This window comes from Methylobacterium sp. NFXW15, from assembly GCF_049887755.1.
GTDB lineage: Bacteria > Pseudomonadota > Alphaproteobacteria > Rhizobiales > Beijerinckiaceae > Methylobacterium.
Map to the genome: position 1 here is coordinate 139,753 of NZ_JAGEKG010000004.1, position 25,996 is coordinate 165,748.

Annotated in this window: 25 protein-coding genes; 14 read left to right on the forward strand and 11 right to left on the reverse strand. The window is 67.1% G+C overall.

What is annotated here, in order from left to right; translation table 11 throughout:
- Window positions 1-46: 46 nt before the first annotated feature.
- The 5 genes from J4O73_RS10685 to J4O73_RS10705 are packed head-to-tail and all read left to right on the forward strand — an operon-like array spanning window position 47 to window position 4,765.
- Window positions 47-1,000, forward strand: coding sequence for an ABC transporter permease (locus J4O73_RS10685; RefSeq protein ID WP_426217122.1), 954 nt, complete (start codon window positions 47-49; stop codon window positions 998-1,000).
- Window positions 1,001-1,014: 14 nt separating this feature from the next.
- Window positions 1,015-1,932: an ABC transporter permease gene (locus J4O73_RS10690; RefSeq protein ID WP_426217124.1), complete on the forward strand. Its 918-nt coding sequence runs from the start codon at window positions 1,015-1,017 to the stop codon at window positions 1,930-1,932.
- Window positions 1,929-2,984, forward strand: a complete 1,056-nt coding sequence (locus J4O73_RS10695) for an ABC transporter ATP-binding protein (protein WP_426217125.1) — start codon at window positions 1,929-1,931, stop codon at window positions 2,982-2,984. The genes J4O73_RS10690 and J4O73_RS10695 overlap by 4 nt, the downstream gene beginning before the upstream one ends.
- Window positions 2,981-4,024 (forward strand): ABC transporter ATP-binding protein, encoded by a 1,044-nt coding sequence (locus J4O73_RS10700; RefSeq protein WP_426217127.1) that lies wholly within the window; start codon window positions 2,981-2,983, stop codon window positions 4,022-4,024. Before J4O73_RS10695 ends, J4O73_RS10700 begins: the two co-directional genes overlap by 4 nt.
- Window positions 4,025-4,042: 18 nt before the next feature.
- Window positions 4,043-4,765 carry a GNAT family N-acetyltransferase gene (locus J4O73_RS10705; protein WP_426217128.1) on the forward strand — a complete coding sequence of 241 codons (723 nt, stop codon included), beginning with the start codon at window positions 4,043-4,045 and terminating at the stop codon, window positions 4,763-4,765.
- 51 nt (window positions 4,766-4,816) lie between these two features.
- Here the strand turns inward: J4O73_RS10705 and J4O73_RS10710 are convergent, their stop codons facing one another.
- On the reverse strand, window positions 4,817-6,367 hold the full coding sequence (locus tag J4O73_RS10710; RefSeq protein WP_426217130.1) for a GMC family oxidoreductase: 1,551 nt from the start codon (window positions 6,365-6,367) through the stop codon (window positions 4,817-4,819).
- On the reverse strand, window positions 6,364-7,782 hold the full coding sequence (locus J4O73_RS10715) for an alpha/beta hydrolase (protein WP_426217132.1): 1,419 nt from the start codon (window positions 7,780-7,782) through the stop codon (window positions 6,364-6,366). The genes J4O73_RS10710 and J4O73_RS10715 overlap by 4 nt, the downstream gene beginning before the upstream one ends.
- A gap of 75 nt (window positions 7,783-7,857) precedes the next feature.
- Here J4O73_RS10715 and J4O73_RS10720 point away from each other — a divergent pair, with 75 nt between their 5' ends.
- Window positions 7,858-8,595 carry a GNAT family N-acetyltransferase gene (locus J4O73_RS10720; protein WP_426217134.1) on the forward strand — a complete coding sequence of 246 codons (738 nt, stop codon included), beginning with the start codon at window positions 7,858-7,860 and terminating at the stop codon, window positions 8,593-8,595.
- A gap of 100 nt (window positions 8,596-8,695) precedes the next feature.
- Here J4O73_RS10720 and xseA read toward each other — a convergent pair whose 3' ends face one another.
- Complete coding sequence (gene xseA / locus J4O73_RS10725; RefSeq protein ID WP_426217136.1) at window positions 8,696-10,318, reverse strand: exodeoxyribonuclease VII large subunit; 1,623 nt, start codon at window positions 10,316-10,318, stop codon at window positions 8,696-8,698.
- Between the two features lie 98 nt (window positions 10,319-10,416).
- Between xseA and J4O73_RS10730 the strand changes: the two genes are divergently transcribed.
- Window positions 10,417-10,632 (forward strand): hypothetical protein, encoded by a 216-nt coding sequence (locus J4O73_RS10730; RefSeq protein ID WP_426217138.1) that lies wholly within the window; start codon window positions 10,417-10,419, stop codon window positions 10,630-10,632.
- A 7-nt stretch (window positions 10,633-10,639) separates the two neighbouring features.
- Here J4O73_RS10730 and J4O73_RS10735 read toward each other — a convergent pair whose 3' ends face one another.
- Window positions 10,640-12,283 carry an AMP-binding protein gene (locus J4O73_RS10735; RefSeq protein ID WP_426217140.1) on the reverse strand — a complete coding sequence of 548 codons (1,644 nt, stop codon included), beginning with the start codon at window positions 12,281-12,283 and terminating at the stop codon, window positions 10,640-10,642.
- A 216-nt stretch (window positions 12,284-12,499) separates the two neighbouring features.
- Between J4O73_RS10735 and J4O73_RS10740 the strand changes: the two genes are divergently transcribed.
- Window positions 12,500-13,039, forward strand: a complete 540-nt coding sequence (locus tag J4O73_RS10740) for a phasin family protein (protein WP_378970308.1) — start codon at window positions 12,500-12,502, stop codon at window positions 13,037-13,039.
- Entirely contained in the window at window positions 13,036-13,971 is a 936-nt protein-coding gene (locus tag J4O73_RS10745; RefSeq protein WP_426217142.1) for an alpha/beta fold hydrolase, read from the forward strand. The genes J4O73_RS10740 and J4O73_RS10745 overlap by 4 nt, the downstream gene beginning before the upstream one ends.
- A 566-nt stretch (window positions 13,972-14,537) precedes the next feature.
- Here J4O73_RS10745 and J4O73_RS10750 read toward each other — a convergent pair.
- From J4O73_RS10750 to J4O73_RS10765, 4 genes are all read right to left on the reverse strand, one after another.
- Window positions 14,538-15,614, reverse strand: coding sequence for a biotin/lipoyl-binding protein (locus J4O73_RS10750; protein ID WP_426217144.1), 1,077 nt, complete (start codon window positions 15,612-15,614; stop codon window positions 14,538-14,540).
- The gene (locus J4O73_RS10755; protein ID WP_426217145.1) at window positions 15,614-15,808 is read right to left on the reverse strand and encodes a DUF1656 domain-containing protein; all 195 of its coding nucleotides are present in this window, start codon (window positions 15,806-15,808) and stop codon (window positions 15,614-15,616) included. The genes J4O73_RS10750 and J4O73_RS10755 overlap by 1 nt, the downstream gene beginning before the upstream one ends.
- A gap of 22 nt (window positions 15,809-15,830) precedes the next feature.
- The gene (locus tag J4O73_RS10760; RefSeq protein ID WP_426217147.1) at window positions 15,831-17,864 is read right to left on the reverse strand and encodes an FUSC family protein; all 2,034 of its coding nucleotides are present in this window, start codon (window positions 17,862-17,864) and stop codon (window positions 15,831-15,833) included.
- A gap of 91 nt (window positions 17,865-17,955) precedes the next feature.
- Window positions 17,956-18,231, reverse strand: a complete 276-nt coding sequence (locus tag J4O73_RS10765; protein ID WP_426217148.1) for a hypothetical protein — start codon at window positions 18,229-18,231, stop codon at window positions 17,956-17,958.
- A 212-nt stretch (window positions 18,232-18,443) separates the two neighbouring features.
- Here J4O73_RS10765 and J4O73_RS10770 point away from each other — a divergent pair, with 212 nt between their 5' ends.
- A complete protein-coding gene (locus J4O73_RS10770; RefSeq protein ID WP_426217150.1) occupies window positions 18,444-19,079 on the forward strand; it encodes a glutathione S-transferase family protein in 636 nt (211 codons plus the stop codon).
- Between the two features lie 102 nt (window positions 19,080-19,181).
- On the opposite strand, the gene J4O73_RS10775 is transcribed toward J4O73_RS10770, so the two are convergent.
- A complete protein-coding gene (locus J4O73_RS10775; RefSeq protein WP_426217152.1) occupies window positions 19,182-19,658 on the reverse strand; it encodes a DUF2147 domain-containing protein in 477 nt (158 codons plus the stop codon).
- 286 nt (window positions 19,659-19,944) lie between these two features.
- Between J4O73_RS10775 and ndk the strand changes: the two genes are divergently transcribed.
- Together ndk and J4O73_RS10785 are read left to right on the forward strand one after the other, a co-directional pair.
- On the forward strand, window positions 19,945-20,367 hold the full coding sequence (gene ndk, locus J4O73_RS10780) for a nucleoside-diphosphate kinase (RefSeq protein ID WP_378970320.1): 423 nt from the start codon (window positions 19,945-19,947) through the stop codon (window positions 20,365-20,367).
- 151 nt (window positions 20,368-20,518) lie between these two features.
- Window positions 20,519-20,881, forward strand: a complete 363-nt coding sequence (locus J4O73_RS10785; RefSeq protein ID WP_426217154.1) for a hypothetical protein — start codon at window positions 20,519-20,521, stop codon at window positions 20,879-20,881.
- Between the two features lie 98 nt (window positions 20,882-20,979).
- On the opposite strand, the gene purN is transcribed toward J4O73_RS10785, so the two are convergent.
- Both purN and purM read right to left on the reverse strand, forming a co-directional pair.
- The gene (gene purN / locus J4O73_RS10790; protein WP_426217156.1) at window positions 20,980-21,630 is read right to left on the reverse strand and encodes a phosphoribosylglycinamide formyltransferase; all 651 of its coding nucleotides are present in this window, start codon (window positions 21,628-21,630) and stop codon (window positions 20,980-20,982) included.
- Window positions 21,630-22,694, reverse strand: a complete 1,065-nt coding sequence (purM, locus tag J4O73_RS10795; protein ID WP_426217158.1) for a phosphoribosylformylglycinamidine cyclo-ligase — start codon at window positions 22,692-22,694, stop codon at window positions 21,630-21,632. The genes purN and purM overlap by 1 nt, the downstream gene beginning before the upstream one ends.
- 104 nt (window positions 22,695-22,798) lie before the next feature.
- Here purM and J4O73_RS10800 point away from each other — a divergent pair, with 104 nt between their 5' ends.
- Window positions 22,799-23,512, forward strand: a complete 714-nt coding sequence (locus J4O73_RS10800) for a hypothetical protein (RefSeq protein WP_426217160.1) — start codon at window positions 22,799-22,801, stop codon at window positions 23,510-23,512.
- An 89-nt stretch (window positions 23,513-23,601) separates the two neighbouring features.
- Window positions 23,602-25,995, forward strand: a complete 2,394-nt coding sequence (locus J4O73_RS10805) for an RNA degradosome polyphosphate kinase (RefSeq protein WP_426217161.1) — start codon at window positions 23,602-23,604, stop codon at window positions 25,993-25,995.
- The last annotated feature ends 1 nt before the right edge of the window (window position 25,996 follow it).

Consider the following 25,996-nt stretch of genomic DNA (forward strand, 5'->3'; position numbering starts at 1 on the left):
ATGTCGGAAAGCCGATCCAAGAAATGACCTTTGAGCCGAGAGGCACATGCTCCTCTATATTTTAAAACGTCTTGTCACCGTCACCCCAGTCGCCTTCGGCGTCAGCGTGGTGTGCTTCCTGCTCGTGCATCTCGCGCCCGGCGATCCGCTGAGCGCCGTGCTCCCGGCCGATGCCACGCAAGCTACCATCGATGAGATGCGAGCGGCCTACGGGTTCGATAAGCCGCTGCCGGTCCAGTACGCGATCTGGCTGTGGCACGTGCTCCAGGGCGATCTCGGCGTCTCCATCGCCACGGGGCGTCCCGTGGCGATGGAGGTTGCGCGGGCAGTTGTGAATTCGCTCATCCTCGCGAGCGTCGCCACGCTGATCGGCTTCACCTTCGGTACGTTCTTCGGCTTCGTCGCGGGCTACAAGCGCAATTCGCTTCTCGATCGAGCTGCGTCGGCCCTGTCGGTCTTCGGCGTGAGCGTGCCGCATTACTGGCTCGGCATGGTGCTGGTGATCGTGTTCTCGGCGACGCTTGGTTGGCTCCCGCCCACCGGCGCCGGACCCGATGGATCGGGTAATTGGCGCCCGGATCTCGAACATCTTCGCTACATCGCGCTCCCCGCTATCACGATGGCGGTGATCCCCATGGGCATCATCGCGCGCACGGTGCGGGCGCTCGTTGCCGACATCCTCAGTCAGGACTTCGTGGAGGCGCTGCGGGCCAAGGGGCTCGGCGAGTGGGGCGTGTTCAAACACGTCGTCCGCAACGCCGCACCGACCGCTCTGGCCATCATGGGGCTTCAACTCGGCTACCTGCTCGGCGGGTCGATCCTGATCGAAACGGTGTTCGCATGGCCGGGCACCGGCTTCCTTCTCAACGCGGCGATCTTCCAGCGCGACCTGCCCCTGCTGCAGGGCTCGATCCTCGTGCTCGCGATGTTCTTCGTCGCCCTCAACCTCATCGTGGACGTGATGCAGACCGCCCTCGATCCGCGCATCGAGCGCGGCTGAACGGAGGCATGGCCATGACCACACCCCTCACCGCCTCCCTCGACGGTTCCCTCGCGACCGGACAACCCGCCCCGGAGGAGGTCTACGCGCCTTCGCGAGGCTTCTGGGGCCATGTCGGCCACCGGCTCGTCCGCGATCCCGTGGCGATGACCGCGGGCGCGATCATCCTGATCGTCGTCGCCATCGCGATCCTCTCCCCGTGGATCACGCCCATGGACCCGTACAAGGGCTCCATGCTGCGCCGCCTCAAGCCTGTGGGTGATGCCACCTACTGGCTCGGCTCGGACGAACTCGGCCGCGACATGATCAGCCGCCTCATGCTCGGCTCCCGCCTGTCGCTGTTCATGGGCGTCACGCCCGTGCTCATCGCCTTCGTCATCGGGTCGAGCATCGGCATCCTCGCCGGCTATATCGGCGGGTGGACGAACACGATCCTGATGCGCACCATCGACGTGTTCTTCGCCTTCCCCTCGGTGCTTCTCGCCATCGCCCTGTCGGGGGCGCAGGGGGCGGGCATCTTCAACTCCATTGTGTCGCTGACCTGCGTCTTCGTCCCGCAGATCGCCCGCGTCGCCGAGAGCGTCACCACCGGCATCAGGCGGCGCGACTATATCGACGCCGCCAAGCTCTCCGGTGCATCCGCGTTGACGATCATGCGGGTGCAGGTGCTCGGCAACGTGGTGGGGCCGATCTTCGTCTATTCGACCAGCCTCATCTCCGTCTCGATGATCCTCGCCTCGGGCCTGTCGTTCCTCGGTCTGGGCGTGCGCCCGCCGGAGCCGGAATGGGGCCTCATGCTCAATACCCTGCGCACGGCGATCTACGTGAATCCTCTCGTCGCGGCTTTGCCCGGCGTGGCGATCTTCATCGTCTCGATCTCGTTCAACCTGTTCTCGGACGGGCTGCGCAGCGCCATGGAGATCCGCCAGTGAGCGTCATCCCGAACAGCCCCGATCCCTTCGCCGTCGATCGCGGCGGCCCCGCCCAGCCTTTGCTTTCGGTGTCCGGCCTCATCAAGCACTTCCCGGTCCGTAAGGGCACCGGGCCGAAGCGCGTGGTACGCGCCGTCGATGGCGTCGATTTCGACGTGCTGAAGGGCGAGACCCTCGGCATCGTCGGGGAATCCGGCTGCGGCAAGTCCACGACAGCCAAGCTCATCATGGGCCTGATCGAGCACGATTCCGGCGAAATGCTCTACGATGGCCAGCCCATCGGCGGGCGCGCCATGCCCTGGCGCAACTACCGGCGACAGGCGCAGATGGTCTTTCAGGACTCCTATGCCTCCCTCAACCCGCGCATGACGGTGGAGCAATCCATCGCCTTCGGTCCGAAGGTAAATGGTGTGCCTGGCCGTCAGGCTGTCGAACGCGCTCGGGCCTTGCTCGCCCGCGTCGGACTGGAGCCGAAGCGCTTCGCAGGGCGCTATCCGCACGAGATATCCGGTGGCCAGCGTCAGCGGGTGAACATCGCCCGGGCCCTTGCTCTGGAGCCACGCCTCGTCCTGTTGGACGAGGCGGTGTCGGCCCTCGACAAGTCGGTTGAAGCACAGGTGCTGAACCTGCTCCTCGACCTGAAGGCCGAGTTCGGGCTTACCTACATCTTCATCAGCCACGACCTGAACGTGGTCCGATTCATCTCGGACCGGGTGATGGTGATGTATCTCGGCCGCGTCGCCGAGATCGGCCCATCGGACTCGGTGCTGGCCGCACCCGCGCATCCGTATACGCAGGCGCTGCTCGCCTCCATGCCGTCCCTCGATCCCGACAACCGGACGCAAGAGGCGCTGCTCGCGGGCGATCCGCCGAACCCGATCGATCCGCCCTCCGGTTGCCGCTTCCACCCGCGCTGTTCTCTGGCGGAAGGCGTCTGTTCCTCGATCGAGCCGCCACTGGGCCCGGTCATGCCCCTGCACCGGGTGGCATGCCTCGCCCGCCAGCCCGGCTCCGGCCACTCGGCCGCTCCCTCGGAGGCCATCGCGGCATGAGAACGGCACAGACAAGCACGGCACAGACACAGGGCGGCCCGGCCGTCGAATTGTCCGGCCTGCGCGTCGCCTTCGGCAAGACGCAGGTGGTCGATGGCGTCGATCTCACGGTCGAACGTGGTCAGGCCCTCGCGCTGATCGGCGAATCCGGCTCCGGCAAGAGCGTGACGCTGCGCGCGATCCTCCGGCTGTTCTCTGCCGGGCGCAGCAAGATCGAAGGGAAAATCCTCGCGGCGGGCCAGGACGTGCTCGCCCTCGACAAGAAGGCCCTCGCGAACTTTCGCGGTGGCGACGTCTCGATGATCTTCCAAGAGCCGCTGCTCGCCTTCGATCCGGTCTACACGGTCGGTCGCCAGATCACGGAGGCCATCCAGCGCCACGAAAAGATCTCTTCGGCCGATGCGCGGGCGCGGGCGCTCGCCCTGTTCGAAAGGGTTCGGATCCCTAGCCCGGAGCGGCGGCTGGACAACTACCCGCACGAGATGTCGGGGGGCATGCGTCAGCGCGCGATGATCGCCCTGGCGCTGGCTTGCCGACCTCAGGTCTTGCTCGCCGATGAACCGACGACCGCGCTCGATGCCACGGTGCAGATCCAGGTGCTGCTCCTGCTGCGGGAATTGCAGCGTGACCTCGGCCTGTCCATCGTCATCGTCACGCACGATCTCGGGGCGGCGGTGGAGGTCGCGGACCGGATCGCGGTGATGTACGCGGGCAAGATCGTGGAGACCGGCACGGCCCGGCAGGTGGTCCGCAATCCGCACCATCCGTACACGATCGGCTTGCTGCGGAGCCGCGCCGAGGGTGCGATGGACAAGGGCAGCCGCCTCCAGACGATCCCCGGTAGCCCGCCCGACCTCGCCAACCGGCCGCCCGGCTGCCCCTTCGCGCCGCGATGCTTCCTCGCGAAGGATCGCTGCCGTATGGAAATGCCACCGGAAGCCGAGATTGCCCCCGGCCACCGCGCGGCCTGCTGGTTCACGGATGAGGCTTCCGCCGCCTATCGCGCCGGGCCGCAGCCGGTAGCAGTCGAAATGGTCTGAAAGCGCTAAGCTGTTGGGATGAGTTCGACAGATTCGCCCCAGCGCCTGAACGCCTATGGCCAACCCATCGGCCATGATGTGCCGGATTGGTCCCCCCGGCCGAGGCCACCGCGCACGCCCATGCGTGGCCGGTTCTGCCGCGTCGTTCCGCTCGATCCGGCGGCCCATGCGAGCGCTCTCTACGCGCTCTTCGCGGGCGCGCCGGATCGCCGGAGCTGGACCTATCTGGTCGATGATCTGCCGGATACGGAAGCTGCCTATCGTGAACGGCTGGAACGGCAGGCGGTGGGTGACGACCCGCTGTTCCACACGATCCTCGACGCCGAAACCGGCGCGCCTCTAGGCATTGCCTCGTATCTGCGGATCGAGCCCGTCCATGGGGTGATCGAGGTCGGCCATCTCCATTTCGGGCCGAGCCTGCAGCGGAAGCCCGCCGCGACCGAGGCCATGGCGCTGATGATGGCGCGGGCCTTCGATGAGTTGGGGTATCGCCGCTACGAGTGGAAATGCGACAGCCTCAACGCGCCGTCGCGGGCAGCGGCCCTGCGCTATGGGTTCACCTTCGAAGGCATCTTCCGCAATGCGGTGATCGTGAAGGGTCGTTCGCGCGACACAGCGTGGTTCTCAATCACGGACGCCGAATGGCCCCGCCTGCGCAAGGCTTTCCAGGCTTGGCTCGCGCCGGAGAACTTCGATGCCGGAGGTCATCAGCGGCGGAGCCTTGCGGAGATCCGCAGCTGAAGACGGTTCTCTCGTCATTGCGAGCGTCAGCGAAGCAATGACGACGTGGTCTCAAGTCGCTCCTGCCAGGAACCGATCCGCCGTCCGCAATGCCAGCGCCATGATCGTGAGCGCCGGGTTGGCCGCGAGCGAACTCGGGAAGGTCGAGCCGTCGCTGATCCAGAGGTTGTCGATCTCGAAGCTCCGGCCATACGGATCCACCACCGCCTTGTCGGCGTCATGGCCCATGCGGCAGGTGCCGAGGGTGTGGGCGACACGTTCCAGTACCCAGATGTCCTTGGCGCCCGCCGCCTCCCACAGGTCCCGCATCACCTTCGTGGCATGAGCGTTGAGGCGGTCGGCGTTGGCGTCGTAACCGAAATCGATCCGAGGCTTGCGCATCCCACGTGCATCGACCTCATCGGACAGGGTGAGGACGTTGGCTTCGCTCGGCAGCGTCTCGCCGTTGATGCCGATGCCCGCGAAATGATTATAGCGGTCGAGGTAATCGGTCAGCGCCTTGCCCCACAGGCCGCGCCCTCGGGCGACGGAGTTGCCGAAGGTCAACGGCACGACGCCAAGGCTTTGGATCAGGTATCCGCCCGCGAAATCCGCACCTTCGGGCCGGAGGAAATCCTCCGTGATGAGGGAGGATGGGTAGCCCCGGTTCATCCGCACCTCGTGGTCGAAGGTGCCCCAGACCTGCGTCGCCACATGGCCCATGTAGTTCCGGCCGACCTGACCGCTGCCGTTGGCGAGGCCGTTGTGCAGCAGGAGACGCGGCGTCTCCACCGCCCCGGCGCAGAGGAACACCGCCCGGCAACGCTGCCGCTTCTCGCGTCCGCCCTGGCTGTAGATGACGGCCGTGATCCGCCCGTCGCCACCCCGCTCGAAGCCCGTGACGAAGCTTTCAGCCCGGATCTCCGCGCCGTGCGAGACGGCGAGCGGAAGGTAGGTGACGTCCATGCTCGCCTTGGAGCCGTTCCGGCAACCTTGGTGGCAGTAGCCGCAATTGATGCAGGCATGCCGCTGAGGCCCCCCTTCCGAGGCGTAATCCCGCGACACGAGGGCCGCGGGCGCATCGGCCCAGCGAATGCCGCGAGCGTCGCAAGCTCCGGCCATCAACTCGGCCGGTCCATTGCGCGGAACGGGGGGCAGGGGATAACGGCGGCCCGAATCCCACGGATAACTCTGCGCGCCGGACACGCCGAGATAGCCTTCGACCTGCTCGTAATAAGGGACGAGTTCTGCATGCGAGAGCGGCCAATCGCATCCCTCACCGGACTCGGAGAAGAGGCGCAGGTCGCGCGCATCGGCCCGGGGCACGAAGGCACCCCAATGCAGCGTCGAGCCTCCGACGCCCGTGCCGCTGTTGTTGCCGCCGAACGCCTCCGGCGTGTCGCCGCCACTCAGCCGCTCATCCGTCCAGTAGATCTCGTCCGCCAACGTTTCATCGAAGGCGAAGCCTTCCGGGCGAAAATTCGGGCCGGCTTCGAGCGCGACCACTGAGAGGCCCGCCGCCGCGAGCTTGGCGAGGACGGGGGCGCCGCCCGCCCCGGTGCCGATCACCACGGCATCCACCGTGTCGTCCACGGCATAGGTCCGCATCGAATCGAGGTTCATCGTGCGGCCTCCCCGGTGCGGGGCTCCCAGGGTTCGGGTGAATCGAGGCCGGTACGGACGAATCCCGGCAGGCCGGACGCGATCGGCTCGGGGCGGTCACCGCCTGCGCCGATGCCGGAGAAGCCGATCCGCGCGAGAGTGGCCGGATGAGCGAGGTAGAGCCGCGCCGCGTCGGACCGAGCGTCCTCGAACCAGAAGCGCATCTGTGCCGCGTCGAGCCGACCTCCGAGGGACGGCACGACGGTCAGATCACCCTTCTGAGCCAGGGTGAGCAGCGCATCCTGCTGCGCCTCGTCGAGCACGACGAACGGACGGCCATGGGCGGCACGGGCCGCCGCATCGAGGGTGCGCAGGGCGTCGCGATAGGCGCGCGTATCGGGCGGCAGGGTGGCGAAACGCCATCCATCGCCACTTCCGGTGGCGAGGCGGGCATCGATCCGTGCCGCCGCGTCGAGGCCCGGCACCGGCAGTACGCGACCGAAAACGGCGCGCAGGATGGCGAGTTCGACCGCATCGAGCGCCTTCGGCCTATAGGCCGGATCGTCAGGCTTCGCCCGGTCCAGCAGCGCGTCGCGCAGGCGCGAATTCACCCGGTCGGAGGCGATCAGCGCGGTGTATTCGGCGGGAATTGCGGGAGCGGACGATGCCTCGGCCACGCTCGTAACGGGTTTACGGATCAGGCCCGCCAGTTCACCGGGCCGTTCGAGCGGCAGGAGATGCGCGACGCCCTCTACCGTGACGAGGCGCCCGTTCGGGCAATGCGGCAGTGTGAGTGCCGCTTGGGCGTCAGGTCCGAGATCGGCGTCTTCCGAACCCGCGATCACCAGGACAGGAAGGCGCAGCACGCCAATCCGTTCGCAGAGATCCTCGTTTGCGCCGGACGTCAGCCACGCACGCCATGCGGGCGACGCGGCGCGCAGGACATCTTCGACGGCCTTATCTTCCGCCGCAGGTTCCAGGTCCTTCGCCACGTTGGCGCGAACGAAGGCCCGCGCCTCGCGTCGCCGCGTCCCCTCGTCGGCGTCGATCCACGAGAGCATGTGAGTGCGGCGATCCTCGGGGATCGGCTCTGGGCTCGGCGGCGAGCCGGAGATCAGCACGAGACCGGCAAGGTCGCGCAAGACGGCATCGCCGTCCTCAGCGCGGTGGGCGAGGGTCAGGGCCACCTTCGCGCCCATGCTGTGCCCGACGATGCGGAACGGTCCTGACGCCATGCTCGCGATGGAGGCGCTCACCGCATCCGCCATCTCATCGACGGAATAGCCCGTGCTGTCGCGCGCCGCGCCGAAGCCCGGCAGATCGAGCGGGATGAGCCGGTGCGTTCCGCCCAGAGCCTCGGAAAGGGAATCCCAGGTCCGGGCACTCCCACCGAGAAAATGAAGGCAAAACAGGATGTCTGGGGGCTGTCCGGTCATGCGCCGGACATCGCGCGGCATTAACTTAGTTCAATGAGGTGCGACACCTTAGGGTTGGAATAAAATAGGTTAATCATGGATGAGTTGTGCTGGCGGGTCGATGAAGCGTGCCTCAACGCTTGGCCGAGCCCGCGCCATCTCCTCGTTCATGGCTATCTGCTACGCATGGCCGGCGGGCCTTCGAAGCGCATCAACTCATGCAACCCCCTGCGCGGGGCGGGTGACCCCGAAGCGGCGATCTCCGCCAGCGAAGCGATCTATGCCGACCTTGGACGGCGGTCGATCTTCCGGGTCCCAGACATCGCGGCACAGATGCTGCCGGGGCTCGAACGCCGGGGCTACCGGGCCATCGGTGAGACGCGAACCCTCTACCGTGAGATCAAGGCGCTCCCAGAGGCGGACGGTTCAGGGATCACCGTTGCAGCAACACCCTCAGCGGCTTGGCTGGCGGTTCGGGATGCGGTGAGCAACAACGATCCGGAGGCGGCCCGCACCTTTCGCATGGTCACCGACGCCATCGTTCTACCCCGTGCCTTCGTCTCGGTGGACGGCCACGGCGACGGGGGCGCCATCTGCTTCGGCGTACGCGACGGCGATCTCCTCGTCATCGAGTCGGTGGCGGTGCCGTCCCCTCTTCGCAAGCGCGGGCTGGCCCGCCGGGCAGTCATGGCGCTGATACGCTGGGGTGCCGAGACGGGGGCGAAGGCCGTCTGCCTACAGGTCGAGGCCGACAACGCGCCCGCCGTCGCCCTTTACGAGGGCGTCGGTATCGAAAGGGAATTGTACCGCTACCACTATCGCGTGCGCTTTTAGAGCGTAACCGACCGAGGTGAGCCGCGCCGTTAAGGAATTCCCGCCCGTCCCTGCGCTCGCAAAGACGGAGGCACGTAAGCCATCTTGGTCGAAGACGGCTCTAGCCCTCAAACAGCGAGGCTTGGCTCGGCGGCTTCGCCTTGGCGCGGGGCGCGCGCTTCGTCTTGGCAGGCAACGCTTCGACCGTGCCATCCGCAAATTGCAGGCTGAGGCGCTGTGCGGCCTCGGCGTCCTCGGCCCGGCGCAGAGGATGCCCCTCACCGTCGCGGACCAGGGCGAAGCCACGGTCGAGGACGGCGCGATAGCTGAGGCTGCCGAGCAATTGCCCGAGCGCCTGAAGCCGCGCGTGCCGTCGTTCGATGTCGTGTGACCCTGCCTGCGCGAGTCGGGCGGCCAAGCCATTCAGGCGGTCTCTGCGGCGGGCTTCGAGGGCGCGGGCGCGTTCCAGCCCCGTCCCCTTCGCCACGACGAGGCGGCGGGCCAATTGCGCGACCTGATCCTCCTTGCGGCGCAGATCCACGACGAGCGCCCGGTGGGCGCGGTCATCGATCCGTTCCAGCCGGGCGCGGGCATTCGCCAGCGCCAGCTCCGGTGAGCGGCGGGCAAGCCGGTCGAGCAGAGCCTGCAACCGGACACGGTGCCGGGCCGCGCCCGCCGCCAAGGCTGGGGCGAGTCTGGCTTCCGCAAGATCTAGCCGCTGCCGCTTGGTCGCCAACAGCATGTCCGGCCCCGGCATGGCGCGGACGAGGCCACGCAGGTCGGCGTGATCGCGCTCGATCCGGCGGCGAACCGCTCCACCACCCCGAGCGGCCAACTCGGCCACGGAGGCAATCAAGTCGGCGCGCACCGGCACCGCCATTTCGGCCGCGCCCGTCGGCGTCGGAGCCCGCCGGTCGGCCACGTGGTCGATCAACGTCGTATCGGTCTCGTGGCCGACGGCGGAGATCAGCGGGATCACGCTCTCGAACGCGGCGCGGACGACGCATTCCTCGTTGAAGGCCCACAGATCCTCGATGGAGCCGCCGCCGCGCGCCACGATCAACAGATCGGGCCGGGGGATCGGGCCGCCGGGCGTCAGGGCGTTGAAGCCGCGGATCGCCGCCGCGACTTCCTCGGCCGCGCCGTCGCCCTGCACGCGCACCGGCCAAACCAGGACGGGCCGGGGGAAACGGTCCTGCAGCCGGTGCAGGATATCCCGGATCACGGCGCCGGTCGGGGAGGTGACCACACCGACGATGCGGGGCAGGAACGGAATCGGCTTGCGATGCTCCGGCAGAAACAGCCCTTCAGCCGCCAGCATCTTCCGCCGCTCTTCCAGCAGAGCCATCCACGCGCCGAGCCCGGCGGGCTCCAGGCTGTCGATGACGATCTGATAGGATGACTTGCCCGCGAAGGTCGTGATCCGGCCCGTCGCGACGACCTCCAACCCCTCCTGGGGCTTCTGGCGAAGGCGTCCATAGACCCCCTTCCACACCACCGCGTCGATGCGCGCCTGCCCATCCTTCAATGAGAAATAGGCGTGGCCGGAGCCGTGGACGCCGCGGAAACCGGAGATCTCGCCGCGCAGGCGGACATGGCCGAAGCGCTCTTCGAGCGTCTGCTTGAGCGCGGAGGCGAGGTCGCCCACCGACCATTCCGGCTGGTTTCCGGCGAGCACCGATGAGGGCGGCACGTCGGTCGAGAGCGGGAGCGCCTTGGGGCGGGGAGGGGGAACGAGGGGCATTGCCGGGACGCTAGGCGGCCCGCGCCCGCCGGTAAAGATGGAAACCCGCGCGGAGCGCCGCATGTACTCATTCGATCGAAACGAGGAGAGGCGACCCCATGAGCACGTTCATCGCGGTGGTTCTGGTCTGCGCCAACGGCATCGCGCAGGAAGCCTGCACCGATGCCCAGGCCCTGGAAGTGCGCAAGGTTCGTGTGGCCAACGAACTCGGCTGTGCCACGGGTTGGCAGGAGATCATCGCCCGCACCGATCTGCGCGACGACATCGGCAAGACCGCCTACCTGAAGACCGAATGTCGACGGGTGAAGGAATAGGATGCCGCTACAACGCCCGCGCCTGTTCCCGCAGCACGAACTTCTGGATCTTGCCCGTGGAGGTTTTCGGCAGGGCGCCGAAGACCACCATTTTAGGAACCTTGAAGCGGGCCATGCGCTCGCGGCAGAAGGCAATCACCTCTTCGGGTGACGGAATGGCGGCGCCCGGCTTGGCCTCGAGAAAGGCGCAGGGCGTTTCGCCCCAGGTGGCGTCGGGCCGGGCGACCACCGCCGCCAACATCACGGACGGGTGCCGCATCAGCACCTCCTCGACCTCCAGGCTGGAGATGTTCTCTCCGCCGGAGATGATGATGTCCTTCGACCGGTCCTTGATCTCGACCGCGCCATCCGCGTGCCACACCCCGAGATCGCCCGTGGCGTACCAGCCCCCGGCGAGGGATGCCTCCGTGGCTGTCGGATTGCCGAGATAGCCCTTCATGATCGTGTTGCCGCGAAGCCGGATCTCGCCGATCCGGCTTCCGTCCTGCGCCACAGGCTCGCCGGTTTCCGGGTCGGTGACGGTCACCGCGTCGAGGGTCGCGAGCGCCACGCCCTGCCGGGCCATGCGCTGGTAGCGCTCGTCGTCGGTCAGGTCGGCCCAATCGGGCTGGGCGAGGCAGGCCGTGGCCGGACCATAACTTTCGGTCGCGCCGTACAGATGGGTCACGCGGAATCCGCGCTCCTCCATGGTGCGGATGATCGTGGAGGAGGGCGCTGCCCCGCCGACGGCACAGCGGACGATCTGCGGGAAGTCGCGTTGCTCGTGCGCGGGCGCATGAGCGATCATGGAAAGCACGATCGGCGCACCGCAGAGATGCGTCACCCCGTGCTCGGCGATCAACCGGAAGATGTCCGCAGGCTCCACCCTGCGCAGGCAGACCTGCGTCGCCCCGGCCGCGACGCAGGCCCAGGGGTAGGACCAGCCGCTGCAATGGAACATCGGCAGGGTCCAGAGATACACGCTCTCGCCCGACAGGCCGAAGGTCACGGCATTGCCGAGCGCCTGCAGATAGGCGCCGCGATGGCTGTAGACGGCGCCCTTCGGGTCGCCGGTCGTGCCCGAGGTATAGAGCAAGCAGAGCGATTGCCACTCGTCCTCGGGCGGTGCCCAGGAATGCGCGGGATCGCCTGCCGCGATCAGATCCTCGTAGGCGAGTGCCCCGTCGATCCCACCGGCGCCGATGGCGACGACGAGGGGCGGGGAGTCCATCTCGGCCACCGCCTTCGCGGCGAGTGCTGCATGGGCATCCTCCACGATCAGGACTTTCGCGCCGCCGTGCCGGAGGGAGAACGCAATGGTTGCGGGATCGAGGCGGGTATTGAGCGGATTCAACACCGCCCCGAGCATGGGGATGGCGAAATGCGCTTCGACCATCTCAGGACTATTGGAGGCGAGGATCGCCACCGTGTCGAGCCGTCCGACACCCCGCGCGGCAAGGGCCGAGGCGAGACGGCGGCACCGCTCGTACAGAAGTGTGTAGGTCAGGCGCCGCTCGCCATCGATCACCGCGATCCGCGCGCCGAAGGCCGCCGCGGCGCGGGCGAGGAGGCTGACGGGCGTCAGCGGCACGTAATTCGCCGCTCGGCGCTCAAGCCCGGCCTCGAACCGGTGTGCGGCTCCGGCGGAAGGCGGGATCGGGGAGTCCGGCATGCGTGCCCTCTCGGTCAGGCGGAGGGCGTGGCGTTCGCCCGTTGCGCAGATGATCGGCCGACCATTCGAGGTGTCAATCGCAAGCCCGGATAGGGCAGGGCGTCCGTAATGAGATGGGCAAGATCATCACGCGCACCCTGTTGACGGGATCCGCCTCGGTATCAGATGCCTATCATACCGGTCTTGAACCGGTTTCGCCGCGAGCAGGAGCCGAGTGTGAACAACGACAACCTGCCAGCCAAGTCCGATGCGATGCGTCGCGAAATGGCCGAGGGTGCCGTCGCCAAGGCGCGGGAAGTCTATGAGCGTTACGCCCATTCCGGCGAACAGGCGCTGAACGCCTTCGAGGCCTCCATGGCCCAGGCCTTCGAGGGCTGGCGGCAGGTGATGGGCGCGACCCGCGAGGCGGCAACGCAGGTCACCGACAGTAACGTCGCGGGTGCCCGCAAGGCGCGGGAGCAATGGGAGGCTGCGGGCGCGCGCCTCTACAATGCCGCCGAGGACAATGCGAGCCAGATGCTGGCCGCCATGCGCGAGATCGGGCATCGGATGCTGATCGCTTCCGATACCAACGTGCGCGCCTCCCTCGACTTCGCGGAGAAGCTCGCGGCCACCTCCGATCCGCGTGAGATGCTGCAATTGCAGGTGACGTTCCTGCAGGACCAGTCCCGGCGCATCACCGATCAAGTGGTCGACCTGCACCAGACGACGTCCCGTTTGGCACGTGAAGCTGCCATCAGCGCCGAAACCCGGTGAACGCTCCCTTCGCGCGGCAGTCCAGCGGCACCCGGCCGCTGCGGCTCGATGAACTCGCCTCGGCCGACGTCCCCTTCAGGACGGGCCATTTCCTCGCTTACGCGCCCAAGGATTTCCACCGGATCGCCTATGTCGATTGGGGCGATCCGGCGAGCGAGCGCGTCGTCATCTGCGTTCACGGCCTCAGCCGCCAAGCACGGGATTTCGACCCGCTGGCCTACGCCCTGGCCAAGATGGGCTACCGGGTGGTCTGCCCGGACCTTCCGGGGCGGGGCCTCTCCGGCTGGCTGCGCGATCCCGAACTCTACGGGCTACCCCAATACGCCGCCGACATGGCGGCGCTCATCGCCCATCTCGGTCTGAAAGGCGAGATCGACTGGATCGGGACCTCGCTCGGCGGCCTCACCGGCATGGTGTTGGCCTCCGCGCAGGACACGCCGATCCGTCGCCTCGTCATCAACGATATCGGGCCGTTCCTGCCCTGGGCGCCGATCCGCCATATCGGCGACCGCCTGCGCGATGCGCCCCGGCTGCACCACAACCTTGCCTCGGGCGAATCGCGGCTGCGGATCGTGCTCGGCGCGTTCGGACCGCTCACCGACGAGCAGTGGCGGCATCTCGCCAAGCACAGCTTCTTCCCGGACCAGAACGGCGGCTGGCGCCCCCATTACGATCCTGCGATCGGACAGGCGTTCCGGCCGGGCCGCGTCTACAGCGTGAGCATGTGGCGCGATTGGGACGCCATCACCTGCCCGGTCCTGCTACTGCGCGGCACGCAGTCCGAACTCCTCCTGGCGGAGACCGCCGACGAGATGATGCGGCGGGGTCCGCGCACCTATCGGGTGGAGATCCCCGATTGCGGACATGCCCCGGCTCTCCTCGATCCGGACCAGATCCGCATCGTCACAGACTGGATGGGGCCCGCGGGGTAATCCTACCGCCGCGGCCTCGCTGCGCCCGGAACGACGATGAGCCGGTACGCCTTCGCGCATAGCAAAACCCCGCTGCGGCAGGGCCGCGCGGGCAAGTCGAGCCTGGGGAAACAAGAGCGTACGTTGCAGCGAAGCCGTGGCGGGAGGGCTGAGATGGGGCGTCTCGCGTGTTCGAAGTCGTGCCTGATAGGCCGCTTCCATGCCCCTGGGGCCGCTCCCGTCCGGTTATCCGTCGAAAGACCGCTAGGTTACGGGCCGAACGCACCCGTTTCCATGATGGCGGCAGCCTGCTGAGGTGGAGTCATCCCTGTCTCCTACAGCTCGTTGCGAGGTATTCGACAGTCATCCGCACTATCCCTAGGGTGCCGGATGGCTCGTGCGCCGCATCTGCGAAGCACAGGACAGAGACTGCTCCCGTCTTTGAGGCTCGTCAACTCGAAAAATGAAGCCGCCTCCGGTTTCCTTGCATGGGGTGTAGCGGGGGCGATCCTTCACAAGCTTAACAAAGACTTTTAATGGCGCCAATTGTTTAGGCCGCAATTGAAAGGCCTCGTCGGCTTTCACGCTTATCGCCGTTCGGCCTCCGCGGTGGTGGCAGGTTTCCCGACGATGCGGTCGCGCAGATCCATGAACCAAGTCGGCGCGGGGGCGCGGCCGTCGCCGATCACCACCGTCGCGGTCATGCCGGCGACCAGCGGCACCTCCGGCGGAACGTGGTCGATCCGGATACGGACCGGCACGCGCTGGGCGAGGCGGACCCAGGTGTAGATGGGGTTCACGTCCGGCAAGCCCTGTGTGCTCGCGGTGGCGTTGGCCGTCGAGATACCGAGCGTGACGCTGCCCACCGTTCCGCGCAGATGTTGCGCGTAGCCCATCAAGGCGATGTCCGCAGACGCGCCCACCTGAATGTTGGCCATCTTCGTTTCTTCGAAGTAGCCGTCGATCCAGTAGGAATCGATATCGACGACGTTGATGTTGGACGTGCCGCTGCGTGCGTAATCTCCGACGCGCATGAGCAAATTGGTGACGCGTCCGTTCACGGTGGAGCGCACCTGGGTGCGCTCAAGATTGATCTTGGCCTGACGCAGCTGAGCCTGTGCGCTTTCGAGGGCGGCGGACGCGATCTTCGCGTTGCCGGCATAGATCTGCTTCTCCTCCACCGAAGTCGAAACGGTGGACAGAGCTTCGCGCCGGGCGGCCTGGGCGCTTTTCACCGATAGATCGGCCTCGCGGTTCTTCACCTCGGCATCGGCGGAGGTGACGGCGACTTCGAAATCGACCGGGTCGATCACGTAGAGAACGTCGCCCTTCTTGACGTTCTGGTTGTCGGCGACGCGCACGTCCACGATCTGCCCGGAGACCTGCGGGGCGATGTTGGCAACCTGCACGCGCACCCGTCCGTCGCGGGTCCAGGGGGCCTCCACGTAGAAGGTCCAGACAAAGGCGGCCGCCACGAAGGCGACGAGGAGGATCAACACCGTCGCGGCGATGCGGAACAGCTTCGCAGCCCGGCTGCGGCCCGTGGCGCGAGTGAACCTCGCATGCGAGGTGGGCGGATCGACCGGAGGCGGCTCGGACGTCTTCGGGGTGTCCTGCGGCGCGACCCTCTTGGGATCGTCCTCGTCGGCGGTGGTCTGCGTCATCAGATGAAGGCAATCAGCAGGGCGAGGACGCAGACGTAGATGCCGGCCTCGGCAAGGGGGGCGTTCGCCACGTACCGGCTGAACCGGATCCGCGCGAAGAGGAAACGGAGGAGGACGAGGACAGCGAAGGCCGCCAGGGCATACCCCACGAAGGACGAGACCATGACCCCACCGAAGTGGATATCCTTGTACATGACCAGTCGTGCCGCCTCTGGATCAGAACGGAGCAATATCGAGCCGCTGCAGAAAGCGGCGATGGGATGCAATGGTTCGAGCCGCGCTCACAAGATCGCTCACGACCCTGGCGGTGAGAAGCCGCGCGCCGCGCTCGTGAGGACGCGATGCGGCGAGCAACTTGCGGGCTGCATCTTCCAGCGCCCAGGCATCGCCCTGCGCAAGCGCATTGCGAGCCCCCGGTATGAGCGGTCGAAAAGCTTCGACGCGCCAGAGGGCTCGGAGCTCCGCGTGAGCCCGGGCCGCCGCCGCCTCGAGCCGCGCGAGGGCGAAGGCGTGCATCAGGTTCGCCCGACGCACCGCACCGTTGCCTGAACTGTAGCTCGCGAATTGGAACAGCCGGTCGGCATTGAGGCTGGTGCGGGTCGTCGCGTCTCCCCCCTCACCGAGCATGGCATCGGCGAGGGCGCGCTTTGCGGAATCGAGGGCGAAGATCCGCTTCTGTGCGTTGCTCACCGGCAGCACGAGCCGCACCACGATGCTGAGGATGATGGCAGCGACCACCACGAGGAAGGCGTTCAGGAGAAACGTCTGCGCGTCGTAGCTCTGCGGGTTCGAGGGCCCGAGCAACACGGGGAAAAACACAATCAGGATGAAGCCGATGCCGAACGTCTTCGGGTTCAGCGAGAGGAAGCAGCCGAAGTAGATGACCGGGGCCATCACCATGGCGAGCATGGGAAAGCCCTGGACGCCGTTGAGCAGGGCAAAGCGCGCCACCCCCGCGAGTGTCGCGGCCAGGGTCATTCCGACGAGGACGCCATTGGCGAATTTCTTCGGGTCCGGCGTCACCGACGAGAGGGCGGCCGTGGCCGCAACCTGCACAAGGGCAAAGGAGGCCTGCGGCAGGCCGAGGGCCACGAAGCTCGCTGCGGTCACGGCGAAGGCGATGACCACGCGCATCGCGCCACGGAACGCGATCGGGAAATCGCGATGGGTGGGCAGGCGCGCATCGCGAAGGGGCTCATGGCCGTCGGCCAGGGCCTTCAGTCCGTCTTGCGCGTAGATCGCCGCACAGGCGAAATCGAGCGCCCGCTGGAGCACGACAATCTCGTCGATCTCGCGGTGAGGGTCGCGAATCGCGTCATCGACCAGTTCCCGCAGTCGCTCATCCTCGGCGTCCAGGCGTGACGGATCCGGGCCCTCCGCGATGCGGCGGCAGATCGCCAGTGCCTCGTCCACGGCGGGCGTCGGCCTGCGGACATGCGCCGCCGCGGCCGCGATGGTACGGATCGAGGCCGCCATGACGTAGAGGGCGGCCATGCAGCTCCGCGCGCCCGCCGCTCGAAACGGACCATCGTCTAGTTCCCCCGCGATGGCGCTGGCATCAGCGCGCATGGGCGCGATCTGGCGGATCAGGGCGGCGATGCGGGCCGCGCCGAGGTCGCCCTTCTGCATCGTCTCCGCAGCGTAGGCGCGCGTCGCATCCCAGGCTCCCGCCATGGTCGGCAGCAGAGCGCGCCACGTGCTCGGTGAGGCGAGCGCATCGTTGATGAAGGTGATGGCGACGATGCCGAGCACGATCGCCGCCAGCCGCGCGGCGGCGGCGTCGAATGTGTCTTGCGGCGTATCGATCTGCGCCAACCCGACGATGGCAACCGTGTAGCCGGATAGCATCGCCCCATAGGCGCGACTGTCCTGGAGATATTGCGCGACGAACACGCAGAGGCCGAGCCAGACCGAAACGCAGACCAGCAGCAGCACCCGATCCTGCCCGAACAGGGCGATGATCAGGATCGACATGGCCGCGCCGATCAGCGTGCCGACCAGCCGGTAGACCGCCTTCGACAGGGCCTGGCCTCGCTTCGGCTGGGCGAGGATGGCGACGCACGTCGCCGCCGAGGAGGCGCTATCCAGCTGAAGCCAGAAGGCGACGCCGAGCGCGAGCATCATCGCGATCCAGATGCGGCTCGCAAAAGCCCAGGCGGCCGGCTTGGGAACCCAATCGTCGGCGAGGTCGATCAGCCGGTCCAGACGGGACGGACCGGCTGCCGCGGCGTTGTGCTGCCGCGCGTTCATCGAACCTCCCGCAAGCCGAGCCATCAGACTCGCAGAACGCACGCGTAGCGTTGCAGTTCAACCTGGCGTCGCGGAGGGCAGGGCTGACCAATCAGGCCTTGTCGTGGCCCTTCAAGCGCTTGTTGCACTTGCTCCAGAATTGCGGCCACTTCGGCCCCTGAGAGGCCTTTTGCGCGTCGGTGAGGGCGCGCCATTCGGTGCCGCACTGCTTCTGCCGCTCCCTCGCAGCGGCTTGTCCGGCGCTCGGCGTCTTCGCGGGCGCCTCGGCGGCGGGAGGAGCCTCCGCCGGAGCATCCTTGGCCAACGCGACAGGCGCAGCGGCCAGCGAAAAGGCCAGAAGGCTGGCCGCGAACAAACGGTCGATCATCGTGTCGTCCTTCCATGGCCGCCCGACCGGGCGACGATGGAACCGGGACACGGCCGATGAATGGAATCGAGCCTTTTCGCACAGCTTGGCCCGCGTCATCCCCTCACGACCACGTGAAACAACTTGACCTTGTAGCTTGAGCCACGGGATAAAATCGTCTTCATTCGCGCCTGCACAGGGTCCGTGGCGGACCGCTGGAAGGGATACGTTTGATGGCAGCGGTCAACGTCCGGCCGATCGACGTGCATACGTGGAGCACGCCGAACGGTTGGAAGGTCCCGATCATGCTGGAGGAGTGCGGGCTGCCCTATCGGGTCGTGCCCGTGAACATCGCCAAGAACGAGCAGTTCGCGCCGGATTTTCTGGCGATCTCACCCAACAACAAGATTCCGGCCATCGTCGATCCGGATGGTCCGGGCGGCCAGCCGATCACCGTGTTCGAATCCGGAGCGATCCTTCAGTATCTCGGCCGGAAGACCGGGCGGTTCTATCCGACCGACGAGCGCCAGCGCGTAGCGGTGGATGAGTGGCTGTTCTGGCAGGTGGCGGGCTTCGGGCCGATGCTCGGCCAGACCCATCATTTCACCATCTACGCGCCGGAAAAGGTGCCCTACGCGATCGACCGGTTCACGGCCGAAGCCAAGCGGCTCTACGGCGTACTGGAACGACGGCTCGAGGGGCGCGACTTCATCGCGGACGAGTTTTCCATCGCCGATATCGCGACGGTGACCTGGGCGAAACTGAACTTCAAACAGGGCGTCGATATCGCCACCCTGCCTAATGTCGCCCGCTGGCTCGAACGGGTGCTCGCGAGGCCCGCCGTCCAGCGGGGCCTCGCAGCGGTCTAGAGCGCTTTCCGACGAAGTCGTCGCCGGTTCGTCGCAAGAAAGCGCTTCACCAAGGACCTGGAGCCGCTGCCTGATGCGATGAGGTTCAGCGGCTCAAGCCCGTTAGTTCTTGTTCGCGGCCTGCTGGTTCACGCCGGGCACGCGCGTCCAGGTCTGCGAGCCGCAGAGAACCTTCAGCAGGCAGCCCGAGACGCTCAATTCGGACTCGCTCTCGCGCTCCATGCTGACGTCGTAGGTCTTGCCTTCCTCGACGTTGTAGATCTGGCCCGAGAACTTGCTGTCGTCGGGACGCAGGCCCTCGATGAGTTGCAGGCCGATGACCGGGCGAGCCCGCTTCTTCGGGTCGGGGTTCTTCACATCCGTGCGGGGGGCGCCGGCCTCGTTCGTCGGTACCTTCAGCCACACGACCTTGCCGCAGACATGGGCGGGGTTCGTGCCGCAGCGATCGATCTGGATCTTGGCGCGGCCATCACCCGTCAGCCACGTCCCGGACGGATCGCGAGGCGTCTCCGCCTGGGCGCCTGCCAGTCCGGCGAGGAGGAAAGCGGGGCTGAGGGCGACGCGGAAGATCGGCTTCATGGGCAGCTCCGAATTCTGAGGGCATGGCGTGACGCCGTGGCCCGATGCGGCGATGAGGCCTCCGCAATCGGGCGATTTTTCGGCCGTGTTGCGGCAACGCCACGTTTCCCCGGTTTTCCCAAACCGGTCCGCGCGGGTTGAGGCAGGGGTGACGCGAGGCTATAAGCCCGCCGCCCAAGGGTTTTTGCGCGAACGCAATTTGCGCCGATTCCGGGCCGCGGAGCGATGCGGACCAGTTTCGTGCGCCCGAACCCCAGCCCCGATATTCTTAGAGAGACGACGGACCATGGCCACCGAGCGCACCTTCTCGATCCTCAAGCCCGATGCGACCCGCCGCAACATCACCGGCGCTGTCAACGCCCTGATCGAGGGCGCGGGCCTCCGCATCGTCGGCCAGCGCCGCATCCAGATGACCAAGGCTCAGGCCGAGAAGTTCTACGAGGTCCACAAGGAGCGCCCGTTCTACGGCGAGCTCGTGGAGTTCATGACCTCCGGCCCGGTCGTGGTGCAGGTTCTTCAGGGCGAGAACGCCGTCGCCAAGTACCGTGAGGTGATGGGTGCCACCAACCCGGCCCAGGCCGCCGAGGGCACGATCCGCAAGCAGTTCGCCGAGTCGGTCGGTGAGAACACCGTCCACGGCTCCGACAGCCAGGAGAACGCGAAGCTCGAGATCGCGCAGTTCTTCCAGGATTCCGACCTCACCGCCTAAGGCGCAAGGTGGCCGGCGGGGCACAGCTCCGCCGGTTCCCATCCCGTCCTCACGATGGCCGGACAGTGTGTCCGCCCCGTCATTGACGCGGAAGACTACGGAAGCGACCAGGGAGCCCGGTCAAACACCCGAGCCCTGGAACCGTCTACCAATGAAGACCCGTCTCAACCTGCTGATCGCGACCGGCCTCCTCGCCCTCGGCGCTACCGCCGCCCTCGCGAGCGGGTCTTCGGCCCCCTTCGAGCAATACCAGCCCGATCCCGCGCTGAAGACCGCGAGCAAGGCCAACCTGGAAGGCCGTGTGCGCCATGCCTGCGCCGTCGTGCAGGCCCGCATGACCAGCGCTTCCGAGGCGTCGCTGGAGCGTCCCTGCGGCTGCTACGCCAAGCAAACCCTGCGCAGCCTCGACGAGTCCGAGATCGACGCCTACCGCACCACCGGGTATTTCAACGACAGCGCCCGCGCGAAGGCCCTCTCGGCCCTCGACGCCTGCAAGCTGCAGCGTCCGGTCTGATCTTCAAAGTCGTCGTTGCGAGCCAAAACGCAGCGGTTCAAGAGGCGCGGCGCTCTGGAGCGTCGCGCTGCCCGGGATCGCCATGAAGGGTAAGGCCGTCAGAGGCTGAACAGCACAGCCTCTGGTGGTGTCTCGCTGATGACGACGCGGTCGCCTTCCAGACGGGCCTTGCCGCCCGCCACGAGGGCCAGCGCCGCAGGGTAGAGACGCCGCTCCTGCACGATGACCCGCGCGGCGAGGCTGTCCGGGTCGTCGCCCTCGCGCACCGGCACGGCCGCCTGCGCCACGATCGGCCCGGCATCGAGTTCGGGCACCACGAAATGCACCGTGCAGCCGTGGAGCCGAACGCCCGCCGCGAGCGCCTGCGCATGGGTGTGCGTCCCCTTGAACAGGGGGAGAAGGGAAGGGTGGATGTTGATCATCCGCCCGGCCCAGCCTTCCACGAACCCGTCCGTCAGGATGCGCATGAAGCCCGCGAGGCAAACGAGATCCGCCCCGGATTCTCGCAGCACCGCGTCGATGGCCGCGTCGAAGCTCGCCCGGTCGGGATAGGCCCGGTGGTCGATGCTGCGTGTCGGTATGCCGAGCGCGGCGGCACGGGCGAGGCCCTCCGCATCGGGATTGTTCGACAGGACGAGGACGATGTCCGCCGGGAAAGCGGGATCACGTGCCGCCTCGGCCAAAGCGACCATGTTCGAGCCGCGCCCGGAGATGAGAACCGCGACGCGGACCTTCGCCGTGCCGGACATCAGAGGCTCAGGCTGCCCGTGTAGGTGACGGGCTCGGCGCCCCGCGCGGTGATGCGGCCGAGCCGGACCGGCGGCTCGCCCGCCTCGGTCAGGGCCTGCGCGACGGCATCCTCTGTTCCGGCAGCGACGACCACCACCATGCCGATCCCGCAATTGAAGGTGCGCAGCATCTCGGTCGGCGCTACGCCGCCCTCGCGGGCGAGCCAGCCGAAGACCGGCGGTGGCGTGAGGGCATCGAGATTGAGCTCGATGCCGATTGCATCGGGAAGCACGCGGGGGAGGTTGTCGGGGAAGCCCCCGCCGGTGATGTGGGCGAGCGCCTTGATGCCCTCCGCCGCGCGGAGCGCCGCGAGCAGGGGCTTCACGTAGATCTTCGTCGGCTCCAGCAGCGCGGCGCCGAGGCTGCGCGAGGAATCGAACGGCGCGGGCGCGTCCCAGCCGAGGCCGGTGCGGGCCACGATCCGGCGCACCAGCGAATAGCCGTTCGAGTGAACGCCGGAGGAGGTCAGGCCCAGAACGACGTCGCCGGGCGCGATCCCGTCGCGCGGTAGCAGCGTGCCGCGCTCGGCCGCGCCCACCGCGAAGCCCGCGAGGTCGTAATCGGAGCCATCGTAGAGGCCCGGCATTTCGGCCGTCTCACCGCCGATCAGTGCGCAGCCGGCCTGACGGCAGCCCTCGGCGATCCCGCGCACGATGTCGGCGCCGACCCCCGGCACCAGCTTCCCGGTGGCGTAGTAATCGAGGAAGAACAGCGGCTCCGCGCCCTGCACCACGAGGTCGTTCACACACATCGCCACGAGGTCGATGCCGATCGTGTCGTGCTTGCCGGTTTCGATCGCGATCTTCACCTTGGTGCCGACGCCGTCGTTGGCGGCGACGAGGATCGGATCCTTGAAGCCCGCCGCCTTCAGGTCGAATAGGCCACCGAAGCCGCCGATCTCCGCATCCGCGCCTGGTCGCCGGGTCGAGCGAACCAGAGGCTTGATCGTCTCCACCATCGCATTGCCGGCGTCGATATCGACGCCCGCCTGCGCGTAGGTGAGGCCTTTCCCGTCCGCCGTCATGCCAGCGCCATCCCGAAGTGATTTCGGCACCGCTCTAACGGGTCACGCGCCATCGCGCGAGTCGCACTTGACCTGTCGCAGTCGACTCCCGACCCTTGAGGGACATGCCCAACGACTCCCCGCCCCGCCAACTCACTTTCGATCTGCCCTTCGATCCCCGCTACGGGCGCGAGGATTTCCTTGTGGGCGATGCCAACGAGGCCGCCTACGGCCTGATCGAGGCGTGGCCGAACTGGCCGGACCGGGTTCTGGTCCTCACCGGCCCCGCGGGGAGCGGCAAGAGCCATCTCGCGGCGATCTGGGCTGAGCGCGCGCATGCCTGGACCGTGACGGCGGCGGCGGTGGCGCATGACCGCGTTCAGCATCTCGCTTCGAATGGTGCCTTGGTGATCGAGGACATCGACCGGCCGGAGGGGCGGGACGAGGCGGCCCTGTTCCACCTGCTCAATCTCGTGCGCGAGCGGGGAAGCCCGGTGCTCTTCACCAGCGGCAAGCCGATCGATTCCCTCGGCATCGTGACGCCCGACCTCCGCTCGCGCCTGCGCCTCGCGCCGGGCGTCGCCATCGACGCGCCCGACGATGCCTTGCTTCGGGCCGTGCTGGTGAAACTATTCGTAGACCGGCAACTCATCGTGGATCTCGGAGTGATCGAGGCCGTTGCCCTGCGGATCGACCGCTCTCTGGGGCGGGCGAGGGAGGTGGTGGCCGAACTCGACCGCGATGCTCTTGGACGCGGGCGGCGCATCAGCCGACCGCTTGCCGTCTCCGTCCTGCGCCGCATGGGGTTCGGCGAGGCGGACGAGGATTCGGAGGCCTGAACAGGCACTGTCATCGAACTGTCGTGACGGCGCCGCCAAGCGAGTGGTAAGGGGCCGCGAAGGCCGACCTCGGAACACGGACGCAACTGATGGACTCGACGCCCAAGCCCCACGACCGCAAGGAGACTGGGGATGCGGCGGACGGACCGTCTGCTCCCGCTTCGCGGGCGCCGGTGGCCCGGCGTAGCGCGGCCCCGCCGCGTCGTTCGGCAAATTCAGCGTCCCGCCAGAGCGCGGGACCGCAGGCCGACGTCAACGAGGAATGGCCGACCTCTCCCGCGACACCTGAACCCGCCGCGCCTGCCGGGCCCGCGCGTGATCCCGTGGTCGAGGCGGGCCGCAGCCTGCGTCATGCACCCGAACGCTTCGTCAACCGCGAGCTCTCCTGGCTTCAGTTCAACCGGCGAGTATTGGAAGAAGCGTCGAACACCAATCACCCGTTGCTGGAACAGCTCCGCTTCCTGTCGATCTCCGCCAACAACCTGGACGAGTTCTTCATGGTACGCGTCGCGGGCCTGCATGATCAGGTCCGGGCAGGCATCACCATGCCGTCGCAGGATGGCCTGAGCCCGTCCGAACAGCTGGCACGCATCGGCGCGGAGGTGGCGAGCCTCGCTGCCGACCAGCAGGCGCGCTGGCGGGAGTTGCGTCACGAACTGCACAATGCAGAGATCGACCTCGTGGAGCCCGCCGACCTGTCCAGCGAGCAGGCCGCGTGGCTCGAAGACTACTTCCTGACCTACGTCTTTCCGGTGCTGACGCCGCTGGCGATCGACCCGGCGCACCCGTTCCCCTTCATTCCCAACCTCGGCACCACTCTCGCGCTGATGCTGGTGCGGCCCCGCGACGGACGCTTGCTGCGGGCGTTGATCCGCATGCCGGGCCTCCTCGACCGCTTCGTGCGGCTGCCTGCGCAGGAGGGTGATTCCCAGGCTCGCTTCATCGCGATCGAGCAGGTGATCGTGATGTTCACCGCGCGGCTCTTCCCCGGCTATCTCGTAAAGGGGCAGGGGGCGTTCCGGGTGGTCCGCGATTCCGATCTCGAAATCGAGGAGGAGGCCGAGGATCTCGTCCTGCACTTCGAATCCGCCTTGAAGCAGCGCCGCCGCGGCGTCGTGATCCGTATCGAGGTCGAGGCGGGCATGTCGGAGGAGTTGCGCAACTTCGTCGTGGATGAGTTGGAGATCTCGTCCGACGCGGTGTTCCTCGTCGAAGGCATGCTCGCCTTGAACGAGCTCTCGCAGATCGTCGGGATCGACCGGCCGGACCTGAAGTTCAAGCCCTACACGCCGCGTTTCCCCGAGCGCATCCGCGAGAGCGGCGGCGATGTGTTCGCGGCGATCCGGCAGAAGGATTTCATCGTCCACCACCCCTACGAATCCTTCGATTCGGTGGTGCAGTTCCTCGCCCAGGCAGCGCGGGACCCGAACGTCGTCGCCATCAAGCAGACGCTCTACCGAACCTCTTCGAATTCGCCGATCGTCGCCGCTCTCGCGGAGGCCGCCGAACTCGGCAAGTCGGTGACGGCGCTGGTCGAGTTGAAGGCGCGCTTCGATGAGGAAGCCAATATCCGCTGGGCGCGCAACCTTGAGAAGGCCGGCGCGCAGGTGGTGTTCGGCTTCGTGGAACTGAAGACCCACGCCAAGCTGTCGATGGTGGTCCGCCGCGAGGGTGACCGCCTCGTCACCTACTGCCATGTCGGCACGGGCAATTATCACCCGATCACCGCCCGCATTTACACCGACCTGTCGTTCTTCACCGCCGATCCGGCCATCGCCCGGGACGTCAGCCGGATCTTCAACTTCATCACGGGCTATGCGGAGCCCGCCGAACTGGAGCGGATGGGGGTCTCCCCCCTGACGCTGAAGAACAAGCTGCTCGAGCACATCGAGGCCGAGGTGACCCACGCCAAGGCTGGGCGCCCGGCGGCGATCTGGATCAAGTGCAACTCCCTGGTCGACATGCAGATCATCGACGCGCTCTATGACGCGTCGGCGGCAGGGGTGCAGATCGATTGTGTCGTGCGCGGTATCTGCTGCCTGCGGCCGGGCATCCCCGGCTTGTCGGAGACGATCCGGGTGAAGTCGATCGTCGGGCGCTTCCTGGAACACGGGCGCATCTACGCGTTCGGAAACGGCGTCGGGCTGCCGCATCCGAAAGCCACCGTCTACATCTCCTCGGCCGATCTGATGAGCCGCAACCTCGACCGGCGCGTGGAGGCCCTGCTGCCGATTACGAACCCGACTGTGCATCAGCAGGTGCTCGACCAGATCATGCTGGCTAATCTTCTCGACAACAGGCAGAGTTGGCGTGTACTGGCGTCGGGTGGTTGTGAGCGGATCCAGCCCTCAGACGGTGAGGAATCGTTCAACGCTCACAAGTACTTCATGACGAACCCCAGTCTGTCGGGGCGCGGCAAATCCTCGAAGAAGTCGAGCCCCCGCGCACTCAGCCGCCGCGCCCGCGCAACGCAGAACGACTAGG